This window comes from Streptomyces regalis (assembly GCF_001509475.1).
In the GTDB taxonomy this organism is placed as follows: Bacteria; Actinomycetota; Actinomycetes; order Streptomycetales; family Streptomycetaceae; genus Streptomyces; species Streptomyces regalis.
The window spans coordinates 1-17,704 of sequence record NZ_LLZG01000056.1 but is presented as its reverse complement, the minus strand read 5'-3'; the positions used below and the strand labels follow the sequence as shown (position 1 = coordinate 17,704).

General features: G+C 71.2%; 10 protein-coding genes. 1 reads left to right on the top strand and 9 read right to left on the bottom strand.

The genetic code is table 11. The features are described from left to right. Both ADL12_RS10375 and ADL12_RS10370 read right to left on the bottom strand, forming a co-directional pair. On the bottom strand, positions 1–736 hold a 736-nt coding region (locus tag ADL12_RS10375), incomplete at its 3' end, for a maltotransferase domain-containing protein (RefSeq protein ID WP_159053136.1). 228 nt (positions 737–964) lie between these two features. Continuing rightward, the gene (locus ADL12_RS10370; protein WP_062700828.1) at positions 965–2,167 is read right to left on the bottom strand and encodes a S8 family peptidase; all 1,203 of its coding nucleotides are present in this window, start codon (positions 2,165–2,167) and stop codon (positions 965–967) included. Positions 2,168–2,489: 322 nt separating this feature from the next. Here ADL12_RS10370 and ADL12_RS10365 point away from each other — a divergent pair, with 322 nt between their 5' ends. Then, positions 2,490–5,108 (top strand): glycosyltransferase family 1 protein, encoded by a 2,619-nt coding sequence (locus ADL12_RS10365; RefSeq protein WP_062700826.1) that lies wholly within the window; start codon positions 2,490–2,492, stop codon positions 5,106–5,108. Between the two features lie 25 nt (positions 5,109–5,133). Here the strand turns inward: ADL12_RS10365 and ADL12_RS10360 are convergent, their stop codons facing one another. The 7 genes from ADL12_RS10360 to ADL12_RS10330 all read right to left on the bottom strand — a co-directional run bounded on the left by ADL12_RS10360 (position 5,134) and on the right by ADL12_RS10330 (position 17,614). Next, a complete protein-coding gene (locus ADL12_RS10360) occupies positions 5,134–5,646 on the bottom strand; it encodes a DUF1990 domain-containing protein (protein ID WP_062700824.1) in 513 nt (170 codons plus the stop codon). Positions 5,647–5,740: 94 nt separating this feature from the next. Continuing rightward, positions 5,741–7,396 carry a M4 family metallopeptidase gene (locus ADL12_RS10355; protein ID WP_062700822.1) on the bottom strand — a complete coding sequence of 552 codons (1,656 nt, stop codon included), beginning with the start codon at positions 7,394–7,396 and terminating at the stop codon, positions 5,741–5,743. A gap of 211 nt (positions 7,397–7,607) precedes the next feature. Then, positions 7,608–9,674 (bottom strand): M4 family metallopeptidase, encoded by a 2,067-nt coding sequence (locus ADL12_RS10350; protein ID WP_062700820.1) that lies wholly within the window; start codon positions 9,672–9,674, stop codon positions 7,608–7,610. Positions 9,675–10,025: 351 nt separating this feature from the next. After that, complete coding sequence (locus tag ADL12_RS10345) at positions 10,026–12,068, bottom strand: NAD(+) synthase (RefSeq protein WP_062700818.1); 2,043 nt, start codon at positions 12,066–12,068, stop codon at positions 10,026–10,028. Between the two features lie 54 nt (positions 12,069–12,122). After that, the gene (locus ADL12_RS10340; protein WP_062700830.1) at positions 12,123–13,874 is read right to left on the bottom strand and encodes an ABC transporter ATP-binding protein; all 1,752 of its coding nucleotides are present in this window, start codon (positions 13,872–13,874) and stop codon (positions 12,123–12,125) included. A gap of 134 nt (positions 13,875–14,008) precedes the next feature. After that, positions 14,009–15,730 (bottom strand): ABC transporter transmembrane domain-containing protein, encoded by a 1,722-nt coding sequence (locus tag ADL12_RS10335; RefSeq protein ID WP_062700816.1) that lies wholly within the window; start codon positions 15,728–15,730, stop codon positions 14,009–14,011. Between the two features lie 30 nt (positions 15,731–15,760). Continuing rightward, complete coding sequence (locus tag ADL12_RS10330; RefSeq protein ID WP_062700814.1) at positions 15,761–17,614, bottom strand: ABC transporter ATP-binding protein; 1,854 nt, start codon at positions 17,612–17,614, stop codon at positions 15,761–15,763. Positions 17,615–17,704 lie beyond the last annotated feature (90 nt).

Here is a 17,704-nt window from a genome sequence, read left to right as displayed (position 1 = left end):
AGAACTCGTACCAGGAGCCGTACAGGGCCCGCTCCCGCTCCACCAGCAGCGGCAACGGATCCGACGCCGTCACCAGATCCCGCAACGGATACCGCCCCAACACCGCATCCACCTCGGGCGTCAACGCGGCCGCCAACCGCCAGGCGGCCGGGCGGCTCTCGTCCCGCAGGGCCTCGACGGCCGCGAGGATCACTGGCCGGCCCTCGCCCTCGGGCACCGACGTGGCCGCACGCTCGTACAGCCGCGCGCCCTCCTCCAGGACCAGGTCCGTGTCCATGCCGGCCGGGATCTTGATCTGGGCGTGGTGCCGCCAGGTCGTGACCGGATCGCCCCAGGCCTCGACCCCGTAGGTCCAGTGGCCGGGCTCGCCGGCGGTGACGGTGGCGCCCCAGCGGTCGGTGCCCGGGGCCAGTTCACGCATCGGCGTCCAGGGGCCGAGGCGGCCGTCCGGGCCGGTCAGGACGACATTGGCGGCGACCGCGTCATGCCCCTCGCGGAACACGGTCGCCGAGATCTCGAAGGTCTCGCCGGTGACCGCCTTGGCGGGCCTGCGCCCGTGCTGGACGATCGGGCGGACGTCGAGGACGGGTATGCGCCCGACGCCGACGGCCGCGTCGCTCGCGGAGGGTCGCTCCCGAGCCGGCGGTCCGGTGTCGGCGGTGGCCGCACGGGGGACGCGCGGTGCGTCGGTGCTGGACGTCGGGGGTGAGGACGACTGGTGGTGCATGGCGGGCATGACCGCTCCTGTCCGCGTCAACTTGGGTGGGCGGATGGCTGTGGGGAGGTGGGTCCTGCGTGGGCGCGCCCGGGGGCGCACAGGTGGGGTGTACCGGAGGAGCCTTCCCACCCTATTCGGGTACGCAATCCGGCACTTTGTTAACTACTCACGCGTATGTCTACACACAAGACCGGCCCCGTTCCTCAGGAACGGGGCCGGTGCCTGCACTTGGCCGACAACAGACCGCTACGAGCCCGGTACTTGCAGGAGTTCGTCCGGTGAGCCGAGCCCCCGGCCGGAGACCTTGCCGGACACCGCCTGCGCCACCAAGGCCTTGGACACCTGTGCGGGCCCCGCCTTGGGATGGTCGGCCAGATAGAGCGCGGCCACGCCCGCCGCGTGCGGCGACGCCATCGACGTACCGGAGTAGGTCGCCTTGCCGGTGTCGCTCGCGTACGACGCGGAGGTGATCGCGACGCCCGGGGCGAACAGGTCCAGGGCCGAGCCGAAGTTGGAGAAGCTCGCCCGCGCGTCCGTCTTGTCGGTGGCGCCCACGGTGATGGCCTCCTTCACCGCCGCGGGGGAGTACAGGTTGGCCGGCAGCCCGTCGTTGCCCGCCGCGACCGCGTAGGTGACGCCGGACGCGATGGAGTTGCGTACGGCGGCGTCCAGCTGCGTGTTGCGGTAGCCGCCGAGGCTGACGTTGGCGACCGCGGGCTTCCTGGCGTGCTTGGTCACCCAGTCGATGCCCGCGATGACCTGGGCCGTGGTGCCGCTGCCGGCGTTGTCGAGGACGCGCACGGCGACGACCTTGGCGTTCTTGGCGACGCCGTACTTGCTGCCCGCGACCGTGCCGGCGACATGGGTGCCGTGGCCGTTGCCGTCGCTCGCGGTCTTGTCGTTGCCGACGAAGTCCCAGCCGTAGCTCGCCCGGCCGCCGAAGTCCTTGTGCGAGATGCGGATGCCGGTGTCGATCACGTACACCGTCACTCCGGCGCCCGCGGACTCGGGCCAGGTGTAGCTCTTGTCCAGCGGCAGGCTGCGCTGGTCGATGCGGTCGAGCCCCCAGGACGGCGGGTTCTTCTGTGTGTGGGCCGACATCACGCGGGTGTCCTGGACGACCGAGGCGACGCGGGAGTCGGCTGCGAGCCGCTTGGCCTGTCTCTCGTTGGCCCGCACGGCGTAGCCGTTGAGGACCGAGCCGTAGGTGTGGCTGATTTTCGCCCCGTACTTCTCGGCGAGGCTCTTTCCGGCTGCCGACGGAGCCTTCGTTCCTCCCTTGAGTGTCACCAGGTAACTGCCGCTGACGGCGCCGGGGTCCCCGGCGCCGAGTATCTGCCCCTCCGGTGCGGCGTGCGCGGGCATGGTGGTGGCCGAGAGCGCGGCGACACAGGTCACCGCGGTCAGACCACCGGCCCGGCGCAGACGCCGTATGCGCGTCCGTGCCATGGTGTGAGTTCCCCTCCTCAACTCGGCGCACGGCGGCCCTGGTTCGCCCGGTGCACCCGACGTGGGCCGGTGCGCCACCGGTCAGCCTCTCGTGACGTGAGAAGTCGCCACAAGGAGGCCTACGGGGGCGGAATCGGCCATATCGGCTATGGGGGATGTGTAAAGGTTGCGGCGCTTTTCGGACGGACGTGCTCTTCCCTCTCCGCTTGACAGCCGCAAAACGCACTGTGGTTACGAAGCCCCGCATACCGATACCGTCGGGGGCGATGACGGGACGCACACCGCCGTGCGTCCCCTGCCACGCGCTGCCCGAGGTGACACCGTGAAGGCGATCCGTCGATTCACCGTCCGTCCAGTCCTCCCCGAAGCCCTCCGGCCGCTGAGCGATCTGGCCCGCAATCTGCGCTGGTCCTGGCATGCCGAGACCCGCGATCTCTTCCAGTCCGTGGACCCCGAGTGCTGGGCCGCCTCGGGCAACGACCCCGTACGGCTGCTGGGCAGCGTGTCGCCCGGGCGGCTCGCGGAGCTGGCCGAGGACCGCCGGTTCCTGCGCCGGCTGACGGCGGTCGCCGGCGACCTCAACGACTACGTCACGGGCGAGCGCTGGTACCAGGGCCAGTCCGCCGAACTCCCCGCCGCCGTCGCCTACTTCTCCCCCGAGTTCGGCATCACGGCCGCCCTGCCCCAGTACTCCGGCGGCCTCGGCATCCTCGCCGGCGACCACCTCAAGGCGGCCAGCGACCTCGGCGTACCCCTCATCGGGGTCGGGCTGCTGTACCGGCACGGCTACTTCCGGCAGACCCTGTCCCGGGACGGCTGGCAGCAGGAGCACTACCCGGTCCTGGACCCCCACGAGCTGCCCGTGGCCCTCCTGAAGGAACCCGACGGCACGCCCGCCCGGATCTCCCTCGCCCTGCCAGGCGGCCGGCAGCTGCACGCCCGCGTCTGGCTCGCCCAGGTCGGCCGCGTCCCCCTGCTGATGCTCGACTCGGACGTCGAGGAGAACGGCCTCGGCGAACGCGGGGTGACCGACCGCCTGTACGGCGGCGGCAGCGAGCACCGCCTGCTGCAGGAGATGCTGCTGGGCATAGGAGGAGTGCGGGCGGTCCGGACGTACTGCCGTCTGACCGGGCACCCGACCCCCGAGGTCTTCCACACCAACGAGGGCCACGCCGGTTTCCTGGGCCTGGAGCGCATCGCCGAACTCCACACCGAGGGCCTCGACTTCGACTCGGCGCTGGAAGCCGTCCGCGCCGGCACGGTCTTCACCACCCACACCCCCGTCCCGGCCGGCATCGACCGCTTCGACCGCGAGCTGGTCGCCCACCACTTCGGCCCCGACGCCGAACTCCCGAGCATCGAGGTCGAGCGCATCCTCCAGCTCGGCATGGAGACCTACCCCGGCGGCGAACCCAACCTCTTCAACATGGCGGTCATGGGCCTGCGCCTGGGCCAGCGCGCGAACGGTGTCTCACTCCTCCATGGCAACGTCAGCCGCGAGATGTTCTCGGGACTGTGGCCGGGATTCGACCCCGACGAGGTACCCATCACCTCGGTCACCAACGGTGTCCACGCGCCGACCTGGGTCGCCCCCGAGGTCTTCCGTCTCGGCGCCCGCCAGATCGGCGGCCGGCGCACCGAGGACGCCATGACCGTCGGCGGCTCGGACCGCTGGGACGCGGTCGCGGAGATCCCCGACCAGGACATCTGGGAGCTGCGCCGGAACCTGCGCGAGCAGCTGGTGACGGAGGTACGGGACCGGCTGCGCACCTCCTGGCGGCAGCGCGGCGCCGGGACGGCCGAGCTGGGCTGGATCGACGGCGTCCTGGACCCCGACGTCCTGACGATCGGCTTCGCGCGCCGGGTCCCGTCGTACAAGCGCCTCACGCTGATGCTCCGCGACCGCGACCGCCTGATGGACCTGCTCCTGCACCCGGAGCGCCCGATCCAGATCGTGGTGGCGGGCAAGGCGCACCCGGCGGACGACGGCGGAAAGCGCCTGATCCAGGAGTTGGTGAGGTTCGCCGACGACCCGCGAGTCCGCCACCGCATCGTCTTCCTGCCGGACTACGGCATGGCGATGGCGCAGAAGCTGTACCCCGGCTGCGACATCTGGCTGAACAACCCGCTCAGGCCGTTGGAGGCGTGCGGCACATCGGGCATGAAGGCGGCCCTGAACGGGTGTTTGAACCTCTCCGTCCTGGACGGCTGGTGGGACGAATGGTTCCAGCCGGACTTCGGCTGGGCCATCCCCACCGCGGACGGCACCGGCACGGACCCCGACCACCGCGACGACGTGGAGGCGGCGGCGCTGTACGACCTGCTGGAACAACGCGTCACGCCTCGCTTCTACGAGCGCGGCCAGGGCGGCCTGCCGGACCGCTGGATCGAGATGGTCCGCCAGACCCTGACACTGCTGGGCCCGAAGGTCCTGGCGGGCAGGATGGTCCGCGAATACGTCGAGCGCCTCTACACCCCGGCCGCACACGCCCACCGCGCGATGACACCGGACGCGGCGCGCGAGCTGGCGGCCTGGAAGGCACGGGTCCGTTCGGCCTGGCACGGCGTCACCGTCGACCACGTGGAGACGTCCGCCGTGACCCCCACCGCGGAACTCGGCTCGACGCTCAGTCTCCGGGTGCGGGTGGGCCTGGGCGACCTCGGGCCGGACGACGTCGAGGTCCAGGCGGTCTCGGGGCGGGTGGACTCCGAGGACCGCATCGCGGACGCCTCGACGGTACCGCTGAAGTCGGCGGGGAGCCCGGACGCGGAGGGACGGTGGGTGTACGAGGGACCGCTGTCCCTGGACCGGACGGGGCCGTACGGCTATACCGTCCGGATTCTTCCGGCTCATCGGTTGCTGGCGTCCGGGGCGGAGCTGGGGCTGGTGGCGGTGCCTTCGGAGGACGTGGGGGAGGGGGCGGGGGTGTTGATGCGGTGACCCGATCGAGGGCTGGGGGTGGTCCTCAGCCCTCCTCGAGCTCTCGCTCGCACAGCTGCCGCAGCACGTTGCCGCACCGCCGCGCATAGGCATGCTGCAAGCCCCGGGTGGCCGGTCCCCCCGCCCGGGCGTACCACTTCGCCCCCCGGCTGAACGCGTTCACCGTCAGCCACACCGTGCCGTCCCCCGTGCGGTCCACGATGAACGACTCCTCCCCGCACTCGGGGTGGCCGGAAAGCGTGCCGTACGCCCAGCCGATGCGGCGGGGCTCCTCCACCGTCCACACCACCCGGCACGGCGCCTTGATCATGCCGGCGAGGGTGACCGTGACATCGACGTCGGGGGCCGCGCGGTCGGCCGACGCGTCTATGCCGACGCCCATCGCGCGGTGCATCTCCCAGGTCATGACCGCGCCGGCGGCTCTGCGGAAGACCTCCTCGCCCTCGCCTATGCGGGTGCGTACGTGCAGGGGATGGAAGCCGGGCGGGCAGAAGCCGGGTTCCCGGGTCGCGCCGACGTCGTCGTACGTGAAGGACATGGGTCCCAAGCGTAAGGCGGCACCCGGGGATGCCTTCGTCCCGGGTGCCGCCCCACTCAGTCTTGCGGTCGGCCCTGCTTCAACAGGCCTGCGGTCAGCTGACGTTGACCGCCGACCACGCGGCCGCCACCGCCTTGTACTCCGTGCTGCCGGTGCCGCCGTACAGGGCGGACGCCGCGCTCAGGGTCGCCGTGCGGGCGGCCTTGTAGTTGGTCGTCGACGTCATGTACTCGGTCAGGGCCTTGTACCAGATCGCGGCGGCCTTGGCGCGGCCGATGCCGGTGACCGTGGAGCCGTTGGACGTCGGGGAGTTGTAGCTCACCCCGTTGATCGTCTTGGCGCCGCTGCCCTCCGACAGGAGGTAGAAGAAGTGGTTCGCCGGGCCCGACGAGTAGTGGACGTCCAGGCCGCCCAGCGAGGACGACCAGGCGTCGGCGGAGTTGCCGTCCTTGCTGGGCTTGTCCATGTAGCGCAGCGGGGTGCCGTCACCATTGATGTCGATCTTCTCGCCGATGAGGTAGTCACCGGGGTCGGAGGAGTTCGCCGCGTAGAACTCCACCGCCGTGCCGAAGATGTCGGAGGTCGCCTCGTTGAGGCCGCCCGACTCGCCGCTGTAGTTCAGGCCCGCCGTGTTCGACGTGACGCCGTGGGTCATCTCGTGGCCGGCCACGTCCAGCGAGGTGAGGGGCTTCGTGTTGCCCTCGCCGTCGCCGTACGTCATGCAGAAGCAGCTGTCGGACCAGAAGGCGTTGACGTACGCGTTGCCGTAGTGGACGCGGGAGTAGGCGGCCTTGCCGTCGTTCTTGATGCCGCTGCGGCCGAAGGTGTTCTTGTAGTAGTCCCAGGTCGTCTGGGCGCCGTAGGCGGCGTCGACGGCGGCGGTCTGGCTGTTGGACGCCGCGCCGGTGCCCCAGGTGTCGTCCGCGTCGGTGAACAGTGTGCCCGCGGAGGAGCTGGTGCTGCGGGCCTTGTCGTACGTCTTGTGGCCGCCGCGCCCGCCGTCGGTGAGGCTGTACGTCGAACCCGACAGGGTGGTGCCGAGGGTGACCGTGCCCGAGTAGAGGCTTTTGCCGCTGCCGGTCTCGATGCCCTGGTACTCGTAGAGCTTCTTGCCGGTGGCCGCGTCGGTGATGACGTGCAGCTCGTTCGGGGTGCCGTCCTCCTGGAGGCCGCCGACGACCGTCTCGTAGGCGAGGGTCGGCTTGCCGTTCGCGGCCCAGATCACCTTGCGGGGCGCGCTGTCCGCCTCGGTCTTCTCCGAGCCGGCCGCCTTGGCCAGCTTCACGGCCTGGCCCTCGGCCTTGGCCGCGGTGATCGCCGGCTTGAGCGAGGCGACCTTGATGGTGGCCTTCGTCGCCTTGGTGACGCCCTTGGTTGCGCCGGACGCCGACTCGTGGACGACCAGGTCGCCGCCGAGGACGGGCAGGCCCGCGTAGGTGCGCTCGTAGCGGGTGTGGAGCGTGCCGTCGGCGTCCTTGACGACGTCCTTGACGACCAGTCTCTCCTGGGCACCCAGGCCTATCGCGTCAGCGGTCTCGGCGGCCTCGGCCTGCTGGTCCTTGACGAGGGCGGTGCGCGCCGCGGGGGCGAGCGCGACCGGGACGGCGAGCGGCGTGGCCTTGGTGCCGGCGTCCACGGGGGCGGCGGCCGAAGTGCCGGTGGTCAGACCGGTGGTGAGGAGGACTCCGGCCGCCACGGCGGTGGCGATGGCCAGAGTGGTGCGCTTGCGACGCGCGTAGAGGGGGGTCACACGAGCTCCTTTTGTGGGGGAAGTGCTGTGGTGCTTGTGCGGCGGGTGCACGAAGAGTGACACCTGGGGCGCGTACATGTCAGGAGGGTGTGGTGATGTTGGCCGAAACTTGACTGTCCGGTAAATGTTTCTGAAATGTGAACGGGCGCCGTCCCAGCGGGAGTTGAACCCGCCGGGACGGCGCCCTGTCCATGGCAGACCGCGAACGGGCCTACGGGAAGGTGAGCTTCCAGCTGTTGATGTAGCCGGTGTCGATGGCCGCGTTGTCCTGGACCCGCAACTGCCAGACGCCGTTGGCGACTTCGGAGGACGCGTTCACCGTGTACGTGGTGTTGAGGTTGTCCGAGCTGCCGCCGGTGCCGTACCCCTTCAGCGTGTACGCCGTGCCGTCGGGGGCGACCAGGTCAACCTTGAGGTCACCGACGTAGGTGTGGACGATGTCCACGGCGACCTGGAGGTTGGAGGGCGCGTTGCCGGTACGGCCGGACACGGTGATCGGGGACGTCACGGCCGCCCCGTTGTCCGGAATCGATACGTCGGTTCCGCTCTCGAAGGACGTACCGCCACCGCCGCCTCCGCCGTCGGAGCGCGTGCCCACGTTGACGCCCGCCCAGGCGTCCTGCACGGCCTTGTACTCGGCGCTCGTGGTGCCGTACAGCTCACCGGCCGCCGCGAGAGTGCCCGTGCGGGCGCCCGCGTAGTTGGTCGTGGAGGTGAACTTGGTGGTCAGCGCGCGGAACCAGATCTTCTCCGCCTTGTCCCGGCCGATGCCGGTGACCGGAAGGCCGTCCGAGGTGGGCGAGTCGTAGGTGACACCGTTGATGGTCTTGGTGCCGCTGCCCTCGGACAGGAGGTAGAAGAAGTGGTTGGCGGGGCCCGACGAGTAGTGCACGTCGATCGAGCCGATGCCCGAGTACCAGGCGTCCTTGGACGAGCCGTCCCTGCTGGGCTTGTCCATGTAGCGCAGCGGGGTGCCGTCGCCGTTGATGTTGATCTCCTCGCCGATGAGGTAGTCGCCGACGTCGGAGGAGTTGTTGGCGTAGAACTCGACGGTCGAGCCGAAGATGTCGGAGGTGGCCTCGTTCAGACCGCCGGACTCGCCGGAGTAGTTCAGGCCCGCCGTGTTGGAGGTGAGCCCGTGGGTCATCTCGTGCGCGGCCACGTCGATCGACGTCAGCGGGTTGGCGTTGCCCGAGCCGTCGCCGTACGTCATGCAGAAGCAGCTGTCGGACCAGAACGCGTTGACGTAGTTGTTGCCGTAGTGCACCCGGGAGTACGCGCCCACCCCGTCGCCGCGGATGCCGCTGCGGCCGTGCACGTTCTTGTAGTAGTCCCAGGTCAGCGCCGCACCGTAGTGCGCGTCGGCGGCCGCGGACTCCAGGTTGGACGGGCTGCCGTTGCCCCAGACGTCGTCGGAGCCGGAGAAGAGGGTGCCGGTGCCGGAGGTGCCGCGGTTCAGGTTGTAGGTCTTGTGACCGCCGCGCGCGCCGTCGGTGAGGTTGTACGTCGAACCGGACTGCGTGGTGCCGAGAGTCACCGTGCCGCTGTACACCGTGTTGCCGGTGCCGGTCTCGATCGCCTCCCACTCGTACAGCTTCGCGCCGGTGGTGGCGTCGGTGACGACGTGCAGTTCCTGCGGAGTGCCGTCGTGCTGGAAGCCGCCGACGACCGTCTCGTACGCCACGGTCGGCTTGCCGTTCGCGGCCCAGATCACCTTGCGCGGCGCCCGGTTGACGTCGGGGCTCTTGGCGTCCTCCGCCTTCGCGGCGGCCAGGGCCTGCTTCTCGGCCTTGGCCGCGGGTACGGCGGCCGTGGTGGTGGCCGGCTTGATGGCGGCGCGGGTGGCCTTGGTGACGGCCTCGGTCGCGCCGGACTTGGCGGTCTCGACGACCAGGTCGCCGCCGAGGACGGGCAGGCCGTCGTAGGTCCGCTCGTAGCGGGTGTGGACCGAGCCGTTGCCGTCCTTGACGACGTCACGGACGACCAGCTTCTCCTTGGCGCCGAGGCCCAGGTCCTTCGCGGTGTCCGCCTTGGTGGCGTTGGCCTCGCGCAGCAGCTCGGCGCGCTGGGCGGGGGAGAGCTTGACGGACTCGGCGCCCGGTATGACCTTGCCCGCAGCCGACGGTGCCTTCTCCGGGGCTGCGGTGGCGGCGCCTGTCTGGACGGCCGCGGCGATCAGGGCGGCGACACCGACGAGGGCCACTGCGGCGGCCCGGCGGTGCGTGGTGTGACGACGCGTCGTGTGGGAGGTGCGTCTGTGGGAGGAACTGTCTCTCAACACTGACTCCTTCTGCGCGGCCGCGGATCACGCGGCCAGGGGAGACCGGCCGGCGGGTGGGCCGTCCGGGCAGAGCGAGGTGGTACGCAGAACGACGTGCGCGTGCGGGAGCTGACGTGCGCGTGCGGGAGTTCAGCCGCGGCACCGCCGTGTGATGGTGTTGTGGGGTTGCTGTGTCGCGGCCGTGGGAAGAGTGCCAGCTGACTGCGGTTTCTGTCAGGACCGCGTCAGGAAGTTGGCCGGAAATCGTTCGTTGTCCGGATGTTCATGTTCGGTATACGGACCGGAACGGCAGAGGCCCACCCATCCGAACCGGATGGGTGGGCCCACATGTCCCCGCCGTGCCGCCTACTACTCGGCGCCCAGCACGTCGAAGCGGTCGAGATCCCGCAGCCACGCATGCGCCGTACCGTCGGACGGCGCGCGCCAGTCGCCGCGCGGGGAGAGGGAACCGCCCGCCGAGACCTTCGGCCCGTTCGGCATGGCCGAGCGCTTGAACTGTGCGAACGCGAAGAAGCGACGGCAGAAGACCTCCAGCCAGCGCCGGATCTCCGCCAGGTCGTACGCCACCCGCTTGGCCTCGGGGAACCCCGGCGGCCAGGCGCCGGCGTCCGGGTCGTGCCAGGCGTGCCAGGCCAGGAAGGCGATCTTCGACGGCCGGAAGCCGTAGCGCAGCACATGGAAGAGCGTGAAGTCGTGCAACGCGTACGGGCCGATCTTGGACTCCGTGGACTGCATCTCCTCGCCCGGCACCAGCTCCGGGCTGATCTCCGTGTCGAGAATCGCGGCCAGCGTCTTGCCGGTCTCCTCGTCGAACTGGCCGCTGCCGATGACCCAGCGGATCAGATGCTGGATCAGCGTCTTCGGCACACCGGAGTTGACGTTGTAGTGGCTCATCTGGTCGCCCACGCCGTACGTGGACCAGCCGAGCGCCAGTTCCGACAGGTCGCCGGTGCCGAGCACGATGCCGCCGCGCTGGTTGGCGAGCCGGAACAGGTAGTCGGTGCGCAGGCCGGCCTGCACGTTCTCGAAGGTGACGTCGTACACCGGCTCGCCGGACGCGAACGGGTGGCCCATCTCCTGCAGCATCAGCCGCGCGGTCGGCGTGATGTCCAGCTCGGCCGCGGTGACGCCGAGCGAGTTCATCAGCTTGTGGGCGTTGTCCTTGGTGTGGTCGCTGGTGGCGAAGCCGGGCAGGGTGAAGGCGAGGATGTCGCTGCGGGGGCGCCCGGCGCGGTCCATCGCCCGGGCGGCGACGATCAGCGCGTGCGTGGAGTCCAGTCCGCCGGACACTCCGATGACGATCTTCGGGCCGCCGATCGAGGCCAGCCGCTGCTGGAGCCCCGCGACCTGGATGTTGTACGCCTCGTAGCAGTCCAGGGCGAGGCGCTCGGCGTCCGCGGGCACGAACGGGAAGCGCTCGACCCGGCGCTTCAGCCCCAGGTCCGCCGCCGGCGGGTCCAGCCGGAACTGCACCTTCCGGAAGTCGCCGGTCCGCGTGGCGTGGGCGCGGCGGTTGTCGTCGAACGTGCCCGTCCGCTGCCGCTCCTGCCGCAGCAGGTCCAGGTCGACGTCGGCCACGGCGTACTGGTCGTCGAGCGGGAAGCGGTCCGTCTCGGCGAGCAGGACGCCGTTCTCGTAGATCATGGTCTGCCCGTCCCACGACAGGTCGGTGGTCGACTCACCCAGACCCGCCGCCGAGTAGACGTACGCCGCCAGGCAGCGCGCGGACGCCGAGCGGCACAGCAGCCGGCGGTCCTCGGCCCGGCCCACCGTGATCGGGCTGCCCGAGAGGTTGGCGAGCACGGTCGCGCCGGCCAGGGCCGCCTCCGCACTCGGGGGCACCGGGACCCACATGTCCTCGCAGATCTCCGCGTGCAGCACGAGGCCGGGGACGTCCTCCGCCTCGAACAGCAGGTCCACCCCGAACGGCACCTCCGCGCCGCCGACCCGGATCGTCCCGCCTCGCTCGTCCTCGCCGGACGCGATCTGGCGCCGCTCGTAGAACTCCCGGTAGTTCGGCGGGTACGACTTCGGCGCGACGCCGAGGATCCGGCCGCGGTGCACGATCACGGCGCAGTTGTAGATCCGGTGGCGGTGGCGCAGCGGGGCGCCGACGACCAGCACGGGCAGCAGGTCCGCCGACCCGGCCACCACCGTCCCGAGCGCCTGCTCCACCTCGTCGAGCACCGCGTCCTGCAACAGCAGGTCCTCGATGGAGTAGCCGGTCAGGCCCAGCTCGGGGAAGACGGCGACCGCGACGCCCTCCCGCGCGCACCGGCGGGCTTGCCGCAGGACCGCTTCGGCGTTGGCCTGCGGGTCGGCGATGACGGTGTGGCCGGTGCACGCGGCGACCCGCGCAAAGCCGTGCTCGTAGATCGACCAGAAGTTCAACGGGACTTCCCCAGGAGAAGCGGACAGTGCTGCCACCGAGCATAGATCGCCTGATCAGGCCTGCGCCGTTCCGGGCGAGGCGGGCCGCTCCCCGTGCCAGGACCGCCACAGCGCCGCGTACGCCCCGTCCGCCGCGACCAGGTCGTCGTGGGTGCCGAGCTCGGTGAGGCGGCCGTTCTCCATCACGGCCACGCGGTCCGCGTCGTGCGCGGTGTGCAGGCGGTGGGCGATGGCGATGACGGTACGGCCTTGAAGTACGGCGGCCAGGGCGCGCTCGGTGTGGCGGGCGGTCGTCGGGTCGAGCAGGGCCGTGGCCTCGTCGAGGATCAGGGTGTGCGGGTCGGCCAGCACCACGCGGGCGAGCGCGAGCTGCTGGGCCTGCGAGCCGTCCGTACGGCAGCCTCCGTCGCCGAGTGGTGTGTCCAGGCCGTCGGGCAGGTCCCGTACCCAGGTGTCCGCGCCGACCGCTGTGAGCGCGGCCCACAACTCCTCGTCCGTGGCGGACGGTTCGGCGATACGGAGGTTGTCGCGGACCGTGCCGAGGAAGACGTGGTGCTCCTGGGTGACCAGGACGACCTGGCGGCGCAGCTGCTCCGGGCCGAGCGCGACGACCGGGACGCCGCCGACCGTCACCGAGCCGGCGGTCGGCGCGTCGACGCCGGCCAGGAGTCGGCTGAGGGTCGTCTTCCCGGCGCCGGAGGGGCCGACGACGGCGAGCCGCTCGCCCGGCCGCACGGTCAGGTCGACGTCGGTGAGGACCTCGCCGCCGCGGTCGTAGGCGTAGCGCACGCCGGTCACGTCGATCCGGTCGTCCGCGGGGGTGGGGGAGTCGGATTCCGTCGCCTGCGGGGCTCGCGCCAGGCCCTCCACGCGGGCGAACGAGGCGCCGCTGCTCTGCAGTTGCTCGACCCGCATCAGGATCTCGTCCAGCGGCTCGCTCAGCCGTTGCAGATACAGGGCGGCCGCGACGACCGAGCCCAGGCTGAGCGCGCCTCGCTCCAGCAGCACGCCGCCGAGCAGCAGGACCGTCGTCACGGGGACGACGTACGACACCTCGACGGCCGGGAAGAAGACGGTGCGCAGGAACAGGGTGTGGAACCGGGTGCGGCGGGACGTCTCCAGCGCGTCGCGGCTCGCCGCCACGCGTCGCCGTTCGAGGCGCAGGGCCTCCACCGTGCGGGCGCCGGACACGGTGGCTGCGAGGACCTCCGCGACCTCCGAGGTGGCCGCGCCCTCGGCGAGGTAGCCGTCGCGGGCGCGGCGCAGATACCAGCGCAGGGCCCACCAGATACCGCCGAAGCCGAGTACTCCGCAGAGGCCGAGCAGGGGGTCCAGTGTGATCACCGCGGCCAGCAGGAACAGTGCCTGTACGGAGCTGATGAGCAGCTCGGGGCCGACGTCGCGCAGGGTCGTGCCGACGAGGGCGACGTCGGTGGTGCCGCGTGCGGTGAGGTCGCCGGTGCCGGCTCGTTCCACGACGTTCGCGGGGAGGGCGAGTGCGCGGTCCACGAATTCCTCGCGGACCCTTGCGAGGGTGCGTTCGCCGAAGCGGTGGCCTACGTAGCGGGCCCAGCGGGACAGCAACAGCTGGGCTGTTGCCGCTATCAGGATCGCCAGGGCCAGTTTGTCGACGGTCGTTACGCCGTGGCCGGCGCGGACCTCGTCGATGATGCGGCCCACCAGCCAGGGGCTTGCCAGGCCGGCGATTGCTGCGAGGGAGTTCAGGGCGAGGGTGGCTGTGAAGGCTTTGGAGTCGGCTCGGATGAGGCGGATGGTGGCTCGGCGGACGTCTTTGGGTTCAGCGATGGGGAGGGATGTGCGGCCAAGAGCTCGGGTCTTGGGGTGGTTTGCCGGGTGCGGGTGCGTCGTGGCTTGTCGCGCCCCGCGGCGGAGCCGCTCATTGATACAGCCCCGCGCCCCTTTAGGGCGTTGTTCGTCCGTCACCTGATGGCCTCCTCGGCGTCCTCGTCCCGTGCCACCAAAGCTCGGTAACCCGGCTCCCCGTCCAACAGCTCGCGGTGTGTGCCCGTGGCCGCCACCTTGCCGTCGACCAAGAAGTGCACGGTGTCCGCTCGGTCCAGGAGCAGAGGGGACGTGGACGTCACCACCGTCGTGCGGCCCTGCCTTTCCGCGTGCAGGCGTTCCGCGACCCGTGCCTCGGTGTGGGCGTCCAGCGCGGACGTCGGCTCGATCGCCAGCAGCACTTCCGGGTCGGCCAGCAGCGCGCGGACCAGGCGGATGCGTTGGCGTTGGCCGCCGGAGAGGTTGCGGCCCTGGGCGTCGATGGGGGTGTCGAGGCCGTCGGGCAGGCCGCGGACGATGTCCTCGGCGACTGCGGTGTGGACCGCCCGCGTGATCGCCGCCTCGTCCCGGCCGTCCGGGCCCGCGTGGCCGGCGACCAGCTCCCGCAGCGTGCCCGCGAACAGGTCGGCTTCGTGGTCGGCGACCAGGATGCGTGCCCGCAGCTGCGGCAACGCGATCTCGCTCAGGGGCACGTCGCCCCAGGTCGCCGCCGACGGGACGTAGCGGCCCAGGCGGTCCACGACGGCTGTGGCGTCGGCCGGCAGCGCGGCGGCCAGTGCGGTCAGGCGGCCCGGCAGCACCCGTACCCCGGACTCGGGGTCGTGCAGTGCCGCAGGCTCCGCGGGCGCGTCGCAGGTGCCGGTGTCGGGCATCGGCTCCAGGCGAAGGAACCGTACGACTCGCCGCGCCGCCACCCTGCCGCGCGCGACCTGGTAGACCATCTCGACGACGAACGCCATCGGGCGGACCAGGACCGCGACGTAGCCGTAAACCGACACCAACTCGCCCACCGTGATGGCACCTTGGGCGGCCAGCCGGGCCGCCAGCCAGGTCACCACGGCCAGGAACAGCGTCGGCAGCCCCATCCCGAGCGCCTGCACCCAGCTGGTCACCGCCCCGACCCGGTACCCCTGTGCACGCAGCCGTTGCGAGTCGCGGTGGAAGGCGTCGGCGACCAGGTCCTTGCCGCCGAGGCCGTTGAGGACGCGCAGGCCGCCCGCGAGGTCGGCGATCCGTGCGGTCAGGACGCCCTGCCGCTCCCGGTACTCGGTCTCGGTGCCTTGCAGCCGGCCGAGCAGTGGCCCGACGACCACGGCGATCGCCGGCATCCCGAGCAGGACCACGACCGCGATCGGCACCGATACCGACACCAGCAGCACGGCGACGGCGAGATAGGCGGCGATCGCGCCGAACCCGGGGCCGATGACGGTCAGGCTGCTGCTGATCGTGTGGACGTCGCCCACCCCGATCGTGACGACCTCCCCGGCCCCGATCCGGCGCGGCAGCGCGGCGCCCAGCCGGACCGACTGCCCGACCAGGACCTTGGTGGTGCGGAAGAGGGCGTCCATCCGCACCCGGGTCATCGTGCGGTGCCGCATGATGCTCAGCCAGGCGTTGAACACGTGCACCCCGGCCAGCGCACCGGTCCAGGCGGCCAGCGCCGCGTAGTCACCGGGCGCCAGGCCCTCGTCCACGGCGCGCGAGAGCAGATACGGGGCCGCCGCCAACAGCACCATCCAGACGGCGGAGATCAGTGCCCCGAGCGCGGACCGCCCCGCCTGCTGGGTGACCAGCCACCACAGATACCGGGCGCCGCCGCGGCAGTCGGGCTCGCCCGGATCCTCGTACGCGTCGATCATCGTTCCCCGTTCTTCTCTCACGCCGTTCGGCTACGCCAGACTGTCCCGCCACGCCCGGTGCAGATCCGCGAACCTGCCTGTCCCCGCGATGAGTTCGGCCGGTGTGCCGTCCTCGACGATCCGGCCGTGCTCCATGACCAGCACCCGGTCCGCGATCTCGACCGTGGACAGCCGGTGGGCGATGACGACGGCCGTACGACCGCGCAGGACCGTCGACATCGCGCGCTGCACGGCCCGTTCGCCGGGGATGTCGAGGGAGCTGGTCGCCTCGTCGAGGATCAGCACGGCCGGGTCGGCGAGCAACGCCCTGGCGAACGCGACGAGTTGGCGCTGACCGGCGGAGATGCGGCCGCCCCGCTTGCGTACGTCGGTGTCGTAGCCGTCGGGGAGCGAGCTGATGAAGTCGTGCGCGCCGATGGCCTTCGCCGCCTGCTCGATCTCCTCGCGGGTCGCGTCCGGCCGCCCGATCGCGATGTTCTCGGCGACCGTACCGGAGAACAGGAACGACTCCTGCGTCACCATCACCACCCCGCGCCGCAGCTCGGGCACGGCCAGCTCGCGCAGGTCGACCCCGTCCAGCAGGACCCGGCCGTCGGAGGGGTCGTAGAACCGGGCGAGCAGCTTGGCCAGCGTCGACTTGCCGGCGCCGGTGGAGCCGACGACCGCGACCGTCTGGCCCGCCGGGATCGTGAGGTCGAAGCGGGGCAGCACCTCGCCGCCGGTGCGGTAGCCGAACCGGACGCCGTCGAAGACGACCTCGCGGCCGGGGTGCTCGCTCGCCAGGGCCGGGAGCTGCTGGGGCGCCGACGGCTCGGGCACGGACGGCTGCTGGGCCAGCAGCCCGGCGATCTTCTCCAGGGAGGCGGCCGCCGACTGGTACGAGTTGAGGAACATGCCGAGCCGGTCGATCGGGTCGTACAGCCGCCGCAGATACAGCACGGCCGCCGCCAGCACACCGAGGGCCAGGGTGCCGCCCGCGACCCGGTAGGCACCCCACAGCACGATCGACGCGACGGCGGTGTTGGCGACGAGCCGGGAGCCGACGACGTAACGGGCCATCTCCAGCAGCGCGTCGCCGTTCGTCCGCTCGTGCCGGGTGTTGAGCACGCGGAAGTCGGCGTCGTTGGCCGCCTCGCGGCGGAAGGCGCGCACCGGGCGGATGCCGTTCATCGTCTCGACGAACTTGACGATCACGGCGGCGATCGCGGTGGAGCGCAGCGTGTACACCCGCCCGGCGCGCCGCTGATACAGCCGTACGAGGAGATACAGCGGCACGAACGAGGCCACGGCGACCGCGCCGAGACCGAGGTCGAGCCAGAGCAGCATCGCCGAGATGTAGACGAACGACAGGATGACGGTGACGAGTTCCTGCAGGCCCTCATTGAGCAGCTCGCGCAGGGACTCCACGTCCGTGGTGGAGCGGGAGATGAGCCGGCCCGAGGTGTACCGCTCGTGGAAGTCGACGCTGAGGGCCTGAGCATGGCGGAAGATACGGCCGCGCAGGTCGAGCAGCACGTCCTGGTTGACGCGGGCGGAGAGCAGGATGAACGCGTACTGCAGCACGCCGGAGACGAGTGCGCACAGCAGATAGCCGACCGCGACAGCGATCAGCGGCCCGAGATCGTCGCGCCGGAACGCCGGAACGGCCGAGTCGATGGCGTACGCCACCAGCAGCGGACCCGCCTGCACCGCCGCCTGCTGGAGCAGCAGCAGGAGCGTGGTGACGGCGACACGCGCCTTCATCGGGGCGAGCAGCGAGCGCAGGAGGGCGGAGGTGGCGCCCGGGGGAGTGGGCAGGACGTCGCGGTCGAAGGGATCGTCCGCCTTACGGGGTTCCTCGACCGGCTGGTCCTTGCCCGGTGCGGTGGCGGTCGTCGCCGTCATCGGTCGGCCTCCTCGGTTCCGGCCATGAGGTGGGCGTATTCGGTGTTGGTGTGCAGCAGTTCGTGATGGGTGCCGACCGCGGCGATACGG